16 protein-coding genes and 1 tRNA gene are annotated in these 15,211 nt (G+C 71.9%); 7 read left to right on the plus strand and 10 right to left on the minus strand.

Going from position 1 to position 15,211, the window contains the following annotated elements; genetic code table 11:
* Position 1: 1 nt before the first annotated feature.
* Genes crtI through idi form a run of 4 tightly spaced genes read right to left on the minus strand, consistent with a single transcriptional unit; the run spans position 2 to position 4,036 of the window.
* Positions 2-1,558, minus strand: coding sequence for a phytoene desaturase family protein (gene crtI, locus RWH45_RS13430; RefSeq protein WP_315995403.1), 1,557 nt, complete (start codon positions 1,556-1,558; stop codon positions 2-4).
* Positions 1,555-2,424, minus strand: coding sequence for a phytoene/squalene synthase family protein (locus RWH45_RS13435; RefSeq protein WP_315995404.1), 870 nt, complete (start codon positions 2,422-2,424; stop codon positions 1,555-1,557). The genes crtI and RWH45_RS13435 overlap by 4 nt, the downstream gene beginning before the upstream one ends.
* The gene (locus tag RWH45_RS13440) at positions 2,421-3,488 is read right to left on the minus strand and encodes a polyprenyl synthetase family protein (protein ID WP_315995405.1); all 1,068 of its coding nucleotides are present in this window, start codon (positions 3,486-3,488) and stop codon (positions 2,421-2,423) included. The genes RWH45_RS13435 and RWH45_RS13440 overlap by 4 nt, the downstream gene beginning before the upstream one ends.
* Positions 3,485-4,036 (minus strand): isopentenyl-diphosphate Delta-isomerase, encoded by a 552-nt coding sequence (gene idi / locus RWH45_RS13445; RefSeq protein ID WP_315995406.1) that lies wholly within the window; start codon positions 4,034-4,036, stop codon positions 3,485-3,487. Before idi ends, RWH45_RS13440 begins: the two co-directional genes overlap by 4 nt.
* Positions 4,037-4,147: 111 nt before the next feature.
* On the opposite strand from idi, the gene RWH45_RS13450 reads away from it, so the two are divergent.
* On the plus strand, positions 4,148-4,579 hold the full coding sequence (locus RWH45_RS13450) for a MarR family winged helix-turn-helix transcriptional regulator (protein ID WP_315995407.1): 432 nt from the start codon (positions 4,148-4,150) through the stop codon (positions 4,577-4,579).
* Between the two features lie 125 nt (positions 4,580-4,704).
* Here RWH45_RS13450 and RWH45_RS13455 read toward each other — a convergent pair whose 3' ends face one another.
* The 5 genes from RWH45_RS13455 to RWH45_RS13475 form a co-directional block, all read right to left on the minus strand.
* Complete coding sequence (locus tag RWH45_RS13455) at positions 4,705-5,364, minus strand: formylglycine-generating enzyme family protein (protein WP_315995408.1); 660 nt, start codon at positions 5,362-5,364, stop codon at positions 4,705-4,707.
* The gene (locus tag RWH45_RS13460) at positions 5,361-6,281 is read right to left on the minus strand and encodes an SMP-30/gluconolactonase/LRE family protein (protein WP_315995409.1); all 921 of its coding nucleotides are present in this window, start codon (positions 6,279-6,281) and stop codon (positions 5,361-5,363) included. Before RWH45_RS13460 ends, RWH45_RS13455 begins: the two co-directional genes overlap by 4 nt.
* Positions 6,282-6,332: 51 nt before the next feature.
* The gene (locus RWH45_RS13465; RefSeq protein ID WP_315995410.1) at positions 6,333-6,821 is read right to left on the minus strand and encodes a cupin domain-containing protein; all 489 of its coding nucleotides are present in this window, start codon (positions 6,819-6,821) and stop codon (positions 6,333-6,335) included.
* Positions 6,822-6,830: 9 nt separating this feature from the next.
* Entirely contained in the window at positions 6,831-7,193 is a 363-nt protein-coding gene (locus RWH45_RS13470; protein WP_315995411.1) for a hypothetical protein, read from the minus strand.
* Positions 7,194-7,446: 253 nt separating this feature from the next.
* A tRNA-Met gene (locus RWH45_RS13475) sits at positions 7,447-7,520 on the minus strand.
* A gap of 83 nt (positions 7,521-7,603) precedes the next feature.
* Here RWH45_RS13475 and RWH45_RS13480 point away from each other — a divergent pair.
* The 3 genes from RWH45_RS13480 to RWH45_RS13490 all read left to right on the plus strand — a co-directional run bounded on the left by RWH45_RS13480 (position 7,604) and on the right by RWH45_RS13490 (position 9,431).
* The gene (locus RWH45_RS13480) at positions 7,604-8,101 is read left to right on the plus strand and encodes a DUF6328 family protein (protein WP_315995412.1); all 498 of its coding nucleotides are present in this window, start codon (positions 7,604-7,606) and stop codon (positions 8,099-8,101) included.
* Positions 8,098-8,904, plus strand: a complete 807-nt coding sequence (locus RWH45_RS13485; protein ID WP_315995413.1) for a carbon-nitrogen hydrolase family protein — start codon at positions 8,098-8,100, stop codon at positions 8,902-8,904. The genes RWH45_RS13480 and RWH45_RS13485 overlap by 4 nt, the downstream gene beginning before the upstream one ends.
* A gap of 104 nt (positions 8,905-9,008) precedes the next feature.
* The gene (locus RWH45_RS13490; protein ID WP_315995414.1) at positions 9,009-9,431 is read left to right on the plus strand and encodes a nuclear transport factor 2 family protein; all 423 of its coding nucleotides are present in this window, start codon (positions 9,009-9,011) and stop codon (positions 9,429-9,431) included.
* 6 nt (positions 9,432-9,437) lie between these two features.
* Here the strand turns inward: RWH45_RS13490 and RWH45_RS13495 are convergent, their stop codons facing one another.
* Entirely contained in the window at positions 9,438-10,643 is a 1,206-nt protein-coding gene (locus RWH45_RS13495; protein WP_315995415.1) for an aminotransferase class I/II-fold pyridoxal phosphate-dependent enzyme, read from the minus strand.
* Between the two features lie 200 nt (positions 10,644-10,843).
* Here RWH45_RS13495 and RWH45_RS13500 point away from each other — a divergent pair, with 200 nt between their 5' ends.
* From RWH45_RS13500 to RWH45_RS13510, 3 genes are read left to right on the plus strand one after another with little or no spacing between them, the layout of a single operon-like run.
* On the plus strand, positions 10,844-12,445 hold the full coding sequence (locus tag RWH45_RS13500; RefSeq protein WP_315995416.1) for a S1C family serine protease: 1,602 nt from the start codon (positions 10,844-10,846) through the stop codon (positions 12,443-12,445).
* 40 nt (positions 12,446-12,485) lie between these two features.
* Positions 12,486-13,736: a CDP-glycerol glycerophosphotransferase family protein gene (locus tag RWH45_RS13505; protein WP_315995417.1), complete on the plus strand. Its 1,251-nt coding sequence runs from the start codon at positions 12,486-12,488 to the stop codon at positions 13,734-13,736.
* The gene (locus tag RWH45_RS13510) at positions 13,733-15,193 is read left to right on the plus strand and encodes a CDP-glycerol glycerophosphotransferase family protein (protein WP_315995418.1); all 1,461 of its coding nucleotides are present in this window, start codon (positions 13,733-13,735) and stop codon (positions 15,191-15,193) included. Before RWH45_RS13505 ends, RWH45_RS13510 begins: the two co-directional genes overlap by 4 nt.
* The last annotated feature ends 18 nt before the right edge of the window (positions 15,194-15,211 follow it).

The following is a 15,211-nucleotide window of genomic DNA, read 5'->3' on the forward strand; positions in this document are numbered from 1 at the left end:
CTCAGACCACCGCGCGCGCGGGTTCCGCCAGGGGGCCGGGGGTCTTGTCGCCCGTCATGCGCTTGACCACCAGCTCGGCCGAGATCAGGCACATGGGCAGACCGATGCCGGGCAGCACCGAGGTCCCCGCGTAATAGAGGTTCGAGACCTTGCGTGAGCGGTTCTTCGGGCGGAAGATCGCGCTCTGGTTCAGCGTGTGCGCGAGCCCGAGCGAGTTGCCGTGCCACGCCTTGAGATCGTGCGCGAAGTCCTCGGGGGCGATGGTCTTGCGCACCACGATCCGCTCGGCGAGGTCGGGGACGCCGGTCCACTCGGCGATCTGGGCGATCACGCGGTCGGCGGCCTGCTCGATCCGCTCGTCTCCGGCCCGGTCGACGCCGCCGCGTCCGCTGACGGGGTCGGCGGGCACGGGCACGAGGACGAACAGGTTCTCGTGACCCTCGGGTGCGACCGAGTCGTCCGATGCGCTGGGGCGGCAGATGTAGATCGACGCCGGGTCGGGGATCTTCTTGTCCGCGCCGAAGATGGCGTCGAAGTTCGTGTGCCAGTCGTCGGTGAAGAGCAGGGTGTGGTGCGTGAGCTGCGGCAGCTCGCCCTTCACCCCGAGCAGCAGCAGGAGCGCGCCGGGGCTGGGCACCTTGTCCTTCCACCACTTCTCGGGGTACTGGCGGTCCTTCTCCTCGAGGAGGTCGTTCTCGGTGTGATGCAGGTCGGCGCCCGAGACCACGGCATCCGCCGAGATGACCCGCCCGTCGGCCAGGCGCACGCCGCGAGCGATCCCCGACTCGGTGATGATGGCATCCACTGGGGAGGATGTCTCGATGCGCACGCCGCGCTCGCGGGCGAGCTTCTCGATCGCCCGGATGATCTCGGTCATGCCGCCCTTGGGGTACAGCACGCCGTCGCCCAGGTCGAGGTGGCTCATCAGGTGGTACAGGCTCGGCACCTCGAACGGCGATCCGCCGAGGAACACCGCGGGGTACGCGAGGATCTGCTGCAGGCGCGTGTTCGTGAACGAGTCGGTGATGCGCTTCCACAACGTGCGGGTGAGCAGCGGGATGAGGGTGGGCAGCCGCTTCACGAGCGCCGGGTCGCGCAGCCCCTTGGTCGACGAGTACGGGTCGTAGAGGAACTTCGACGTCGACAGCTCGTAGGCGTCCTTCGCGGAGTCGAGGTACGCCTCGAGGTTGTCGCCCGAGCCGGGCTCGTGCTCCTCGAACAGCGCGCGCACGGCCTCGCGGCCCGAGACGATGTCGATCGGCTCGCCCTTTCCGGGAGGGCCGTAGACGCGGTAGGCGGGGTCGAGGCGCACGAGATCGAGCTGCTCGTCGGCGCTCGTTCCGAGAAGCCGGAAGAAGTGGTCGAACACCTCGGGCATGAGGTACCAGCTCGGACCGGTGTCGAAGCGGAAGCCGTCGCTCTCCCACGACCCGGCGCGGCCGCCGAGCGCATCGCGCGCCTCGAACAACTGGACGTCGTGGCCGCGGTCGGCCAGGAGGGCTGCGGTGCCGAGTCCGGCGATGCCCCCACCGACGACGACGATGCGCTGGGCGCTCATGAGCGTGAACCTTTCGGAGGACGCCCGAAGAGGGCGCGGGCGGCGAGGGTGGCTTTGACACCGTCGGGGACGCGGACGCGGGGTGCGCCGGCGGGGGAGAGGCGGAGGCGGCGCGACAACTCCGCGAAGAGGTCGTGCGCGCAGGTCACGGCCGCGCGGCAGTCCGGCGGAAGGTGCGGGATGACGGATGCCGCGGCGGCGAGGTCGGCGTCGATGCGGTCGAGCACGGCGACCCGGCGCTCGTCGTCGGCCGCGCCGTCGAGGTAGTCGCGGCCGAGACGGTCGGCGTCGTCGGCGAGGTCGCGGAGGAAGTTGACGTCCTGGAACGCCGCCCCGAGTCGCCGGGCTCCATCGACGAGGTCGGCGGCGGGGCGCGCGGGCGCCGACATCCCGGCGTTCAGGAACACCTGCAGGCACATGAGCCCGACGACCTCCGCCGAGCCGTAGACGTAGGCGTCGTGCGAGAGGTCGTCGTGGGCGGCGGTGTCGAGATCGGTGCGCATCGACGCGAAGAACGGGGCGATGAGGTCGTCGCCGATCCCGCACTCGCGGGCCGTGCGGGCGAAGGCGTGCACGACGAGATTGGCGCTGAAGCCGGTGACGATGGCCTCCGCCACCTCGGCTTCGAGCCCGTCGAGGACCGCGCGCTCGCGGTCGGGTGAGAGCCCGGCATCGTGCGCGGGTCCGTCGACGATCTCGTCGGCGACGCGAACGAGGGCGTAGATGTTGCGCACGTGCGGTCGCGGGCGGGGGCCGAGCAGCCGCGCGGCGATGCCGAACGAGGTGGAGTAGCGGGAGATGACGGCGGCGGCGACGTCGTCGGCCGTCTGCGAATACAGCTCGAGACCCGTGGGGGCGTTGCTCACGGAATGCGCTCCTGCACGGCCTCGACCAACTCGATCAGCATCAGACGGCACTCGGTCGGCAGCGTCGACGCCTCCACGATCGCGACCGCCTCGTCCAGCGTCTCGCACACGAGCACCTCGAGCCGCGAACGGGCGCCGGATTTCGCGAGAGCGCTCTGGGCGGCACGCACGGCGACCGGGCCGGTGTGCGCCTGCGCGAGCGCCGCGCTGACCTCGGGCCAATCGGCGCTCTCGCGCGCGAGCGTGATGAGGTGCGTCTTCTTCGCCTCGCGCAGGTCGCAGCCCTCGTCCTTCCCCGATGCCTCGGCCGTGCCGAAGGCGCCGATGAGGTCGTCGACCAGTTGGTAGGCGAGTCCGAGCCGCTCGCCGAAGCGCTCGAGCGCCCACTGGGTGGAGCGCTCCGCCCCGGCCATCACGGCCCCGGCCTGCAGGGGCGCCGAGAACGAGTACACGGCTGTCTTGTCGTGCGTGGTGCGCAGGACGGTCTCGGGGTCGACGTCGCCCGACGAGACGGCGTTCTCGACGTCGGCGAGCTCTCCCGCGGCCGAGACGAGCACCGCGTCGTCGACGAGCTGCAGCAGCTGTCCGCGGAGGGATGCCGGGATCTCGGCGACCGCGATCATGCGCCCGGCCTCGTGCAGCAGCAGGTCTCCGGCGAGGATCGCGGCCGCGTCTCCGAGGAGCGCCGCGCCACCCGCATCCGCGCCCTTCTCGAGCCCGCGTCGGCGGAACTCGCCGCCGATGTTGGGCACGCCGCGGCGTTCGACGTCGTGGTCGATCACGTCGTCGTGCACGACGAAGGCCGTGTGCAACAGCTCGAAGGCTGCGGCCACCTCGTAAAGCGCCGGTCGGCCGATCGTGGGGCCGTGCAGGGTCTCGAAGGCCGCGACGACGAGCAGCGGGCGGAAGCGCTTCCCGCCGGAGGCGGCACGACGGATCGAGGATGCCAGGGCGCGCGCGCCGTCGCCGAGCGGGGCCACCCGCCGATCGAGGCGCTCGAGGGCGACGTCGATCGCGGCGTCGATGCCCTGCCGGGCGAGGGGGGTGGAGTCGAGCGCGATCATGACGCGCGCCGGACCACGGGTGGAGACTCGAACAGGTGAAGCTGCTGCGCCTGAAGGACCAACCACGGGCTGAATGCCCACGGCGTCGCCTCGAGGGATGCCGCGAGGTCGAGCGGGTCGACCCACCGGTACTCGGCGACCTCGTCGGGGTTGGGCTGGGGGTCGTCGTCGGTGCGGGCGACGTAGACGGGGCAGATCTCGTGCTCGACGATGCCGCTCGCATCGACGGCACGGTACCGGAAGAGGGGGAGGGCGAGCTCGAGGTCGCGGACCGTGAGGCCCACTTCGAATTCCGCACGCCGATGCACGGCCGAGAGCACGGGTTCGGCCGGACCGGGGTGGCCGCAGAACGAGTTCGTCCACACACCCGGCCACGTCTTCTTGTGCAGCGCCCGGCGGGTGACCAGCACCTCGCCCCGGCTGTTCACGACATGGCAGGAGAAGGCGAGGTGCAGTTGCGTATCGGTGCCGTGCACGCTCGCTTTGGGTGCCGTGCCGATCTCGTTGCCGAAGTCGTCCAGGAGGACGACATATTCGGTCTCGCTCATCGTGCCTCCCGTTTGCTAGTTTAGCTAGCGATGTGAGCCCGACTATACCCAGCGCGAAAGGGGGTGTCCACCGTGGACAAGACCGTTTCCACCTCTGGTACGAGGCCCGCGGTGGTCCAGACCCTCCGCGCGGTGCAGACGCTCAGCGACGCGCTCGATCGCATGCACAGCGGGATGAAAGGCGACATGGCGATGAACGCCAGCGACCTGGCGACGCTGCGCATGCTGACCATCCGCGAGACGCGCGGAGAGATGGTGAGTCCCCACGACGTCGCGGCCCATCTGCGCATCTCGACGGCGTCGACGACGAAACTCATCGACCGTCTGGTGGCCTCGGGACATCTCGAGCGGCTCCCGCACCCCTCGGACGGGCGCGCACGGGTGGTGGTGCTCACCGACAAGTCGCGGCGCGAGTTCTTCCAGCACTTCGGAGCCCATCTCGGCGCGATGCGCGAGATGGCGGCGGGGTTCGACGACGCGCAGCTCGAGACCGTCGCCTCGTTCATGGACCAGCTGACCGAGGCGATTTCGACCGACGACTGACGCGCGTTGCCGTCGGCTGTCGCGGGGTCGGTGGCTTCGTTGGGCTCAGCCACCCCCGTCGTGCCCTCACCCACCCGTACCCGAGGGACCCTGAGCCTGTCGAAGGGGTCCGTGCCCCCCGCGCCTCAGCTGCGCGAGGGCAGCGGGCCGCGCGCCACCCGCACGCCGACGTCGTCGAACGCGTCGCGCGGCCGCCCGCCGCGCCGGGCCGAGGCGCGCACGAGCGCGGGGGCGTCCGACCATCCACCGCCGCGGAACACCCGCGCATCGCTCTCCCCCTCGGGGTCGTACAGGTCGCTGCACCACTCCCACACGTTGCCGAGGGTGTCGAACAGACCGTGGAGGTTCGGCATCCTGGCTCCGACGTCGACGGGGCCGCTCAGACCGTCGCCGGCGGTCCACGCGACCTCCCGCACGGGGCCGTAAGCCGGGCCCGTCGAGCCGGCGCGGCACGCGTACTCCCACTCGTCCTCGGTCGGCAGGCGGAAGCCGTCGGCGTCGGCATCCGCGGTCACCACCTCGCCGTCGAAGGAGTAGAGGGGGTCGAGCCCCTCCCATTCGCTGAGGGCGTTGCACAGGCGGATGGCCCGCAGCCAGCTGAGTTGCGTCGCCGGGCGACGCGGATGCCGTGACGGGATGCCGAGGAGCTCGGCGAGCTGCTCCTCGGTCAGGGGATAGACGCCGATCTCGAACGAGGCGACCTCGATCTCGCGCCGCTCCGCGCCCCGCTGATCGCCGCGCAGCACGCGACCCGCGGGGATGCGCGCCATCTCGACGTCGGTCACGCCAGCTCCACGAGCCACAGGTCGCTGTCGCCCGTGATGAACAGACGCTTCTCATCCGCGTCGAAGGTGCAGTTGCTCACGACATGGGGCGTGGGGATCATCCCGAGCCGCCGACCCTCCTCGTCGACGATGACGACACCCGCTTCGCTCGAGATCCAGAGCCAGTCGCGGCTGTCGACGACGAATCCGTCCGGGATGCCGGCGTCCACCGTCGCGAAGGTGCGCGGGGGGCCGAGGGTCTCCCCGTCCCACGCGCAGGCGACGACGCGGGGGAGGGCGGTGGCGTCGGACTCGGCGATGTAGAGCGTGCGCTCGTCGCGGCTGAAGGCGAGGCCGTTCGGCTCGTCGAGGTCGATCATGCGTTCGAGGCCCGTCTTCTCGTGCCATCGGTAGACGCTCCGGTGCGAGAGAGCGGGCTCGGCGGGGTAGCCCTCGCGCGGGTCGGAGATGCCGTAGGTCGGGTCGGTGAACCAGATGGCCCCGTCCGAGGCCACGACCAGGTCGTTCGGGGAGTTCAGGGGAGCTCCCTCGTAGGCGTCGACGAGCAGACGGGTGCCCTCGGCGTCGGTGCGACTGATCCCGCGGCGGCCGTGCTCGGCCTGCACGAGGCGTCCGTGCGCGTCGAACGCGTTGCCGTTGGCGAAGTCGCTGCGGTCGCGCACCGTGACGATGCGCCCGTCCTCGTACCGAGCGAGCGTGCGCCGCCCGATCACGTCGCTGAAGACGAGCGCGTTCTCGGCCGGCCACCACACCGGCCCCTCGGCCCAGGTCGCGTCGTCGTAGAGCGAGAGCAGGCGGGAGGATGCCGGCAGCACGGCGGCGAGACGGTCGTCCCACACCCGCGGGGGAGCGACGTCGACGACGCGAGGCTCGCGGGGCGGTTGCAGGACACGTCCGTCGATGGGGATCTGGGGCATGAGATCAGTCAACCCCGTGACCCGGTGGGGTCCAGGCGGGTTGACGCCGGCTCAGCCGAAGGGGTGGGGCGTGGGGGCGGCGGGCGACGCGGCGAACTGGATCAGCACCTGCAGGCACGGTTCGTCGCCGACGGTGCCGGAGAGATGCCCCGTCGTCCCGTCGATCTCGGCCGTGGAGGTGTCCTGCCCGAAGTGGATGTCTCCGGGGCCCATCTCGACGCGCGAGCCGTCCTGCGTCTCGAGGAACCAGCGCCCGCGCAGGGGGATCACCCACTGCGGATGCGGGGAGGGATGCCACTGCCCCACCCATCCCACCGGCAGCGCCGCGAAGAGCACGGCGGACACCTCGCCGGGGAACGGCCGCATCCATTGCGGATCGGCGCCGCCGCCCACGCTCTGCAGCCCGAAGCCGCGGAGCATCGACTCATCGAGCCGGCTGGTGCCGTTGACATCGGTCCACATGTGGACGAAGGGCAGTGACGGCGGAGTCGAGGCGTCGCGGCCGTCGGTGTCGAGCGGCGCGGTGGTGGTGGTGTGCATGACAGCGAGTCAACCGCGCGGCGGAGGCGCGCCGATCCCGCTTGACGAGTTCGCCGCGGCCGTCTCCTTGCGCGCCTGCCGGACCTTGACGGTGACCAGGACGGCGGCCGTCGCGAGCGCCAACGCGCCTCCGCCCACCCAGAAGCCCAGCAGGGTGGACGCGTCGAGACCCGTGGACCGCAGGGCGTGCGCTGTCGGCGAGGGCGCGATGCCCGACCCGTCGACGGTCGATCGCGGCGTCGTGACGGTCGCCGCGGCGGACGCGGACGTGTCGACGGATGCCGAGGCGGCTCCGGCGCCGGCCGAACCGCCCACCGCGAAGCAGGTCGCCAGCGCCAGCGACAACACGCCGTGCGTGAACGTACGTCTCACGAGTGCCTTCTTTCGAGGGGTCCGCGACGAAGGCCACGGTGACCTGTCGGGTCTTCACACATCGTTGAGCGAAATCAATCAATTCCCCCAGTATTCCCCGGGTGAACCCGATGCACAACACACCGACCCCCGCACAGGTCGAGGCGGCCAGGCGCCCGGCGAGAGATCGGGGGACGCACGCGGTGCCCCGGGAAACGACCGCGGGGGAAAAGGCAGAAGGCCCCGGATCTTGCGATCCGGGGCCTTCTTCTTGTTGCGGGGACAGGATTTGAACCTGCGACCTCTGGGTTATGAGCCCAGCGAGCTACCGAGCTGCTCCACCCCGCGGCACAAGAGAAAACATTACGCCGAGATGAACGACATGGCAAATCCGGACGCACCTCCCGGGAGTGTCGCGTCAAGATGGGCTGGTGAGCAACACTTTCGACGATTTCGCCGACGGACGCCCGGAGAGCCCCGCGCAGCGCGCCGACCGCAACTGGAGCGAGATCCTGCAGGAGCTGCGCGTGCTGCAGACGGGTACGCAGATCCTGACCGGCTTCCTCTTGGCGCTCGCCTTCCAGTCGTCGTTCGCCGATCTGTCGTCGTCGCAGCGCACGTTCTACCTCGTGCTCATCTGTCTCGCAGCCCTCAGCGCCGTGGTCGCGCTGGCGCCGGTGGCCCTGCACCGGGCGGTGTTCCATCTGCAGGTCAAACCGTCGCTCGTGCGGTTCGGGCACAACGCGCTCCGCGGCGCCCTGGCCCTGGTGTCCCTTCTGCTGGTGGGCGTGGTGGTGTTCGTCTTCGACGTCGTCGTGAGCCTGGGTGCGGCCGTGACGGCCGGGGTCGTCCTCGGGCTGGTGATCCTCGTACTGTGGGTCGTGGTGCCGGTGTCCGTCCGACACCGGGGGAGGGGAACCGCACGATGAGCCACGAGACCGTCGGCGTCGCGGTGGCGCAGTTCGCGCCCACGGCGTCGCGTGAGGCCAACCTCGCCCACATCGCGGATGCCACCCGCACGGCCGCCGCGCGCGGGGCCCGGGTGGTGGTGTTCCCCGAATATTCCAGCTACTTCGTCGACCCGTTCGACGCGTCGCTCGCCGAGAACGCGGAAGATCTCGACGGCCCTTTCGTCCGGGCCCTCACCGCGCTCGCGGCCGAGCTCGACGTCGTGGTCGTCGCGGGGCTGCTCGAGCGCGCCGACGACGGCCGGCGCGTGCGCAACACGGTCGTCGCGGTGGCGCGCGACGGCATCCGGGCGGTGTACCGCAAGCTGCATCTCTACGACGCCTTCGGGCAACGGGAGTCCGACTGGGTGGAGCCGGGCGAGATCGCGCCGCCCCAGACGTTCGAGACCGCGGGGCTGCGGTTCGGGCTCATGACCTGTTACGACCTGCGCTTCCCGGAGGTGGCTCGCACGCTGGCCGATGCCGCGGTCGACGTGGCCCTGATCCCCGCCGAGTGGGTGCGGGGGCCGCTCAAGGAGCATCACTGGCGCACCCTCGTGCAGGCGCGGGCGATCGAGAACACCTTCTTCGTCGCCGCGGCCGACCACTCTCCGCCGCTGGGCGTGGGGCACTCGATGATCGTCGACCCGCAGGGGGTCGCGATGGCGCAGATCGGCACGTCCACCGACGTCGCGGTCGCCCACATCGACCCGGATGTCATCGCCCGCGTGCGCCGCGTGAATCCCGCGCTGGCGCTGCGCCGGTTCCGCGTCACGCCGCGCTGAGCGCACGGGGGCCCGTTTCCGCGCGCCTGGTCAGCGCGGATCACCCGGTGTGCGCCCGCCGGTCTCGGCGCAACGGTGTGCGCCGGCTGTCTACCCTCTCCCCCATGACCGCAGACCTGCACACCTCTCCGACCCCGATCGAGCCGGTGCGACGCCTGCTGGCGGCGATCACGGACGGCGACCTCGAGACCGCCGCTCGGGTATTCGCCGACGCAGCGCGCATCATCCGGGTGCGCTACGCCGACGGCCGGGCCTGCGGCGGCCGGACCCTCGCGGTGGGGAGCGACGAGATCCGCGCCTGGTTGGCCGAGATCATCTCGCGCGAGGTCTCGGTGGAGGCCACCGGAAGTCATCTCGAGGGGGCATCGCTGGTCGTGAGGACCGCGTGGTCGATGCGGGGCTTCGACGGCGAGCGCGTGCACTCGTCGAGCCTCGGCGTCTACGACGTCGTCGACGGGCGCATCGCGCTGCTGCGGGCGACGTCGAGCGAGGAGGAGGGGGCGGGTCGCCCCATCGCGCGCGTCTGAGGGAGGTCAGTCGCGCCGCATCCCGGCGAGCCGTTCCGCCGCGTCGGCGAGCACCTCCACCCGTTTGCACGCCGCGAACCGCACGAGCGTGGCGTAGCGATCGCGGTGCTCGGGCGAGACGAAGGCCGTGAGCGGGATGCCGACGACACCCGCGCGGGCGGGCAGCTCGCGGCAGAACGTGTCGGCGTCGGTGGCGCCGAGCGGGGCGGCATCCACCACCGTGAAGTAGGAGCCGCCCGGGGCGGACACCTCGAACCCCGCCGCGCGCAGGCCGGTGCCCAGCAGGGCGGCCTTGGCGGCCATCTCGGAGGCGACGGAGGCGAAGAAGGCGTCGGGCAGGCGCAGACCCACCGCGATCGCGGGCTGGAACGGCGACCCGCCGACGTAGGTGAGGAACTGCTTGACCGCCAGCACCGCCGACACCAGGTCGGCGGGCCCGGTCACCCACCCGGTCTTCCATCCCGTGAGCGAGAAGGTCTTGCCCGCCGACGAGATCGACACGGTGCGCTCGGCGGCCCCCGGCAGGGTCGCGAGGGGCACATGGGGGCCGTCGAAGACGAGGTGCTCGTAGACCTCGTCGGTGACGATGATCGCGTCGTGGCGGTGCGCGAGGCGCACGATCTCGTCGAGCACCTCGCGCGTGAACACGGTGCCGGTGGGGTTGTGCGGATCGTTGACGAGGATCACGCGCGTGCGGTCGGTGACCGCGGATGCCAGCTGCGCGAGGTCGGGCTGGAAGTCGGGCCACTGCAGGGGCACCGGGACGAGCTTCGCACCCGCGAGGGCGACGCACGCGGCGTAGGAGTCGTAGTAGGGCTCGAACACCACGACCTCGTCGTCGGGCCCGTCGACGAGCGCCAGCAGTGTGGCGGCGAGCGCCTCGGTGGCTCCCACCGTCACGAGGACCTCGCGGGCGGGGTCGAGCTCGATGCCGTAGAAACGCCGCTGATGCTCGGCGACCGCGGCGAGCAGGTCGGGGTAGCCGCGTCCGGGAGCGTACTGGTTCACTCCGTCGGCGATGGCCTTCCGGGCCGCGTCGAGCACGGCCTCGGGGCCGTCTTCGTCGGGGAAGCCCTGGCCCAGGTTGAGGGCTCCGGTGGAGGCGGCGAGCGCGCTCATCTCGGCGAAGATCGTGGGGACCGAGGAGCCGTCGGCGGCGAGGAGTCCCGCGCCGCGGGCGGTGCGCTGCCAGGCGCCGGGAATGTGCTGCATCCTCCCAGGATGCCGCACGGCGCGCAGCGCAAGCGGGAATGCCGTCACGGGGCGACGTGCTACACCTCGAGAGGGGCGTTCGGCGCCCCCGACCTCTCGCGGTGGCTTGCTGCGAGACCCATAGAGGCGACTCACGCTCGTCATAGGTGGCCCACAGGATCCGCGGTCATCGTAGAAGCGCCTGGAAGAAGGAGCATCCCATGAGCGACACCACGGACAACCGTCCCGAGGGTAACGACAACAGCCACAACGCTGAGGCGCCCACGTCGTCGCAGCACCACACCCCGACCCCCGCCGGCGCCGACGCCGCGCAGACCCCGGCAGCGCCCGCCGCCGACGTCGCGGCCGCCGCGCCGCGCGCCGACGTGCCCCCGATGCCGACGCGCTCGCCCGCCGCTGCTGCGGCCGCGTGGCCTCCGCCCGCCGCGGGCAGCGCCCAGCCCGGCCTCCCCGCCCAGCCCGGAGCGCAGCCCGCGCACGGCGGATACGCCTCCGCCCCCTCGGGCGCCACGGCCCCCACCGGCCAGGCCTTCGGCCCCGCCGCCACCGACGCCCACCCCACGCTGACGCTGCACGACCCGGCCCCCGCCGCCCCCCGCAAGAAGAGCTCGGCTCCGCGCATCGCGGCCCTCCTCGTCGCCGCCGCCCTCGTCGGCGGTGGTGCGGGGCTGGGTGGCGCGTACGCCGGCGTCAACCTCTGGGGCGGCTCCGACGCTTCCACCGTGTCGGGGCCCACCGCGATCACGGTGAACGATCCCAACAACGTCAACGACACCGCCGCCGTGGCCTCCAAGGTCGTGCCGAGCGTCGTCACCATCAGCGCGACCGGTACCTCGGCCGGCGGGACGGGCTCGGGCGTCATCCTGAGCGCCGACGGCTACGTGCTCACCAACACGCACGTCGTCACGCTGGACGGTCAGACCGGCGACGCGAAGCTCTCGGTGACCACCTCCGACGGACGCGTCTACGCGGCCACCGTGGTCGGCACCGACCCCACCTACGACCTCGCGGTCATCAAGCTGACCGACGCCTCGGGTCTCACCCCCGTCGAATGGGGCGACTCCTCGAAGCTCAACGTGGGCGACTCGACCACCGCGATCGGTGCTCCGCTGGGACTGTCGAACACGGTGACCACCGGCATCGTCAGCGCGCTGAACCGGTCAATCCAGGTCGCGTCGTCGGCCGCCCCCTCCGACGGATCCGACTCGCAGCAGAGCGAGCCGGGACAGGAGAGCCCGTTCCGCTTCGACTTCGGCCAGGGGCAGCAGTCGCAGTCGGCCACCTCGACGATCAAGATCGCCGTGATCCAGACCGACGCGGCCATCAACCCCGGCAACTCCGGCGGTGCGCTGGTCGACGACGAGGGCAAGCTGATCGGCATCAACGTCGCCATCGCGAGCGCCGGCGGATCGTCGGCGTCGGGCAGCCAGTCGGGCAACATCGGCGTGGGCTTCTCGATCCCCTCCGACATCGCCAAGCGCATCTCGGAGGAGATCATCGACACCGGTTCGGCGACCCACGGTCTGCTGGGCGCGTCGGTGCAGGATGCCAGTGGCATCCAGGGTGCGACGACGACCGGCGCGTACGTGGCCGAGGCCGTCTCGGGCGGTGCGGCGCAGGCCGCGGGCCTGACGAAGGGCGACATCATCACGAAGTTCAACGGCATCCCGGTGACGAACTCGATCGACCTCACCGCCCAGGTGCGCGCTCTCGCGTCCGGCGCGAAGGCGGAGGTCACCTACCTCCGCAACGGTCAGGAGAAGACCGCCGAGGTCACCCTGGGGACGATGACCCAGGGCTGAGCCCGGAAGACGAGACGCCACCCCGCGATAGGCTCGCGGGGTGGCGTCTTTCTCGTTCGGTGCGGGGAACGCCCGGAAACTCCGCCGCATCCCCCTGTACGTCGCCGGTCGTCTCGTCACCGCCGTCGTGCCGCGCTCCCGCGGCGAGTGGGTGTTCGGGTGCGCGGTCGGACTCGCCGACGGAGCGCTCGCCCTCCACGCCGTCGCCGCCGCCCACGGGGAGCACACGACCTGGCTCGTCGCCGACGCCGATCAGGCCCGCGAGGCGGAGCGCCTCGGCATCCGGTGGGTGCGGCGCGACAGCGCGGCGGGATTCTGGCGCACCGCGCGGGCGCGCGTGATCGTCGTGACGCACGGCTTCGGCGACGTGCAGCGCTACGCCACCACGGGGGCCGTGATCGTGCAGCTGTGGCACGGGATCCCGCTCAAGCGCATCGGCCTCGACTCGGCGGAGACCACCCGCAGCCCCGTGCTTCCCGGGGTGCTCTCCCCGGTGCTGCGGACGCTGTACCGGCGTGCCACCCGGCGCATCTCGCTCCTGCCGGCGGCCTCGCACCTGGTGCGCGGGCGTCTCGAGAGCGCCTTCTCGCTCACCGACGAGCGGGTGCCGGTCACGGGTGAGCCGCGTGTCGACGTGCTGTCGGCCGGCGATGCCGAGTCGCGACGCCGGGTGGCGCGCGAGCGGCTCGCGCACCTGCTCGGGATGCCGCTGGGCGAGCGCCGCGTGGTGCTCTACGCGCCCACGTGGCGCGATGGAGAGCCCGACCCGGCGGTGCCCGACGCGGGGGAGTGGGAGCGCATCGGCGCGACGCTCGATGCCGCCGACGCTCTGCTCCTGGTCCGCTCTCACCCCCTGGGCGCGGGCGATTACCGTCCTCCGCGGGACACGGACCGCATCGCCGACCTCGGCAGCGACCGCGTCGCCGACGTCACGCCGCTGCTGCCCGGACTCGACGCCCTCATCACCGACTACTCCTCGCTCGCCTTCGACGCCTCGCTCGTCCCGCTGCCGGTGGTGTTCTTCGCCCCTGACCTCGAGGCGTACACCGCGCGGCGCGGTCTCTACGGCCGCTACGCCGACGTGGCCGGAACGGATCCGGCCCGGTCGTGGGGTGAGGCCCTCACGCAGCTCGACGCCGTGCTCGCCGACCCGACGGCGGCGCTCGCCGCCTCACGCGAGCGCAGCGCGCGCGTGCACGCCCACCGCGACGGCCGCAACGCCGAGCGCGTGTACCGGGCCGTCCGTGCACGGCTGCGCTCCGCTCCCTCCCGGAAGGACGACCGCCCATGACCGACGCTCGCCTGTTCGACGACGCCGGGATGCCCGCGCTCGAGCTCAGCGGAGAGGGCGCCCGCCCGGTATCCGTCGTGCTCGAGGGGGCGCGGGCGCGCTCGTACGGCCGCCTGCGCGGCCGCGGACGCACCTGGCGTGCCGTCGTCCCGCTGCACGTCTCGCGATGGGGCGGTGCCGATCTGCCTCTGCCCTCCGGACGCTACCGTCTGCGCGTCGAGCCGGGGGAGGCGACGGATGCCGATCCGTCGGCGGCGTCGATCGCCGAGACCGGCCTCGTGGGCCTGCGTGCCGCGCTCGACGCCGGGGTGGTGACCATCTCGGCCCCCGTCGACCCGGTGTACCGGTCGGGGGAGGGGCGCGCCGCGATCGAACGGCGCTACGCCACGGGGCGGCGGGAGCCGCTCGAGAACGCCGTGTTCTTCGAGAGCTTCTACGGCCGTACCGCCGGGTGCAACCCGCTCGCGATCGACCGCGAGCTCGCGCGCGTCGCCCCGGGGGTGACGCGGTACTGGAGCGTCGTCGATCTGTCGGTCGAGGTCCCCGACGGGGCGATCGCGGTCGTCGAGGGCAGTCCCGACTGGTGGCGGGCCCGTGGAGTCTCGCGTCTGCTCGTGGTGAACGACTGGCTCCGTCGGCGGTTCGTGCGTCGTCGCGGACAGCGCGTGCTGCAGACATGGCACGGGACCCCGCTCAAGCGACTCGCCCTGTATCGCCCGGGCTTCGATCCGCGTCGCGCGCTCGCCGTGGTGCGGGAGAGTCGGCGTTGGGACGTCCTGCTGGCGCAGAGCCCGTATGCCGCGCGGGTGCTGAGCAAGGCCTACGCGTTCCTGGGCCGGCCGGTCTGGGTCGAGGGCTACCCGCGCGACGACGCCCTGCAGCACGACGACGGGCGCGAGACGCGTCGACGCCTCGGCATCCATCCCGAGGAGCGCGTGCTGCTGTACGCCCCGACCTGGCGCGACGATCGAGAGCGGATCGTCGACTTCATCGATCCGTCCGCTCTCGCGCGGGCGGCCGACGCCGTCGTGCTCGTGCGCGGGCACACCCGCACGCTGCAGCCGGGTGCCGACCTCCACGGCCCCCGGGTCATCGACGTCACCGGCTACCCCGATACGTCGCGCCTGCTCGCCGCCGCGGACGCCCTCGTCACGGATTACTCGTCGGTGATGTTCGATTTCGCCGTCACGGGCAAGCCCCTGTACTTCCTCGTCCCCGACCTCGAGCGCTACCGGGGCGAGATGCGCGGCTTCTTCTTCGACCTGCTCGATCTGGCTCCGGGACCGGTGGTGCGCACGCAGCACGAGCTGGAGAGGGCGTTGATCGACGTGGATCCGTCGATCTTCGCCGAGCGGTACGCCCGGTGGAAAACCCTCTTCGTGCCGCGCGATGACGGTCGCGCCGCCGAGCGCGTCGTGGCGCGGATCCTCGATCAGGGATTCGTCGACCGCGGCTGACGTGCGCGCCGCGCGCGG

This window comes from Microbacterium galbum (assembly GCF_032464915.1).
In the GTDB taxonomy this organism is placed as follows: domain Bacteria; phylum Actinomycetota; class Actinomycetes; order Actinomycetales; family Microbacteriaceae; genus Microbacterium; species Microbacterium galbum.

Bases quoted from the DNA above. Each gene is read 5' to 3' on its own strand.
- RWH45_RS13510 (WP_315995418.1), top strand. From the start codon at position 13,733: ATGACCGACGCTCGCCTGTTCGACGACGCCGGGATGCCCGCGCTCGAG.
- RWH45_RS13485 (WP_315995413.1), top strand. From the start codon at position 8,098: ATGAGCCACGAGACCGTCGGCGTCGCGGTGGCGCAGTTCGCGCCCACG.
- idi (WP_315995406.1), bottom strand. From the start codon at position 4,036: ATGAGCGAGACCGAATATGTCGTCCTCCTGGACGACTTCGGCAACGAG.
- RWH45_RS13465 (WP_315995410.1), bottom strand. From the start codon at position 6,821: ATGCACACCACCACCACCGCGCCGCTCGACACCGACGGCCGCGACGCC.
- RWH45_RS13460 (WP_315995409.1), bottom strand. From the start codon at position 6,281: ATGCCCCAGATCCCCATCGACGGACGTGTCCTGCAACCGCCCCGCGAG.
- RWH45_RS13490 (WP_315995414.1), top strand. From the start codon at position 9,009: ATGACCGCAGACCTGCACACCTCTCCGACCCCGATCGAGCCGGTGCGA.
- crtI (WP_315995403.1), bottom strand. From the start codon at position 1,558: ATGAGCGCCCAGCGCATCGTCGTCGTCGGTGGGGGCATCGCCGGACTC.
- RWH45_RS13440 (WP_315995405.1), bottom strand. From the start codon at position 3,488: ATGATCGCGCTCGACTCCACCCCCCTCGCCCGGCAGGGCATCGACGCC.
- RWH45_RS13500 (WP_315995416.1), top strand. From the start codon at position 10,844: ATGAGCGACACCACGGACAACCGTCCCGAGGGTAACGACAACAGCCAC.
- RWH45_RS13495 (WP_315995415.1), bottom strand. From the start codon at position 10,643: ATGCAGCACATTCCCGGCGCCTGGCAGCGCACCGCCCGCGGCGCGGGA.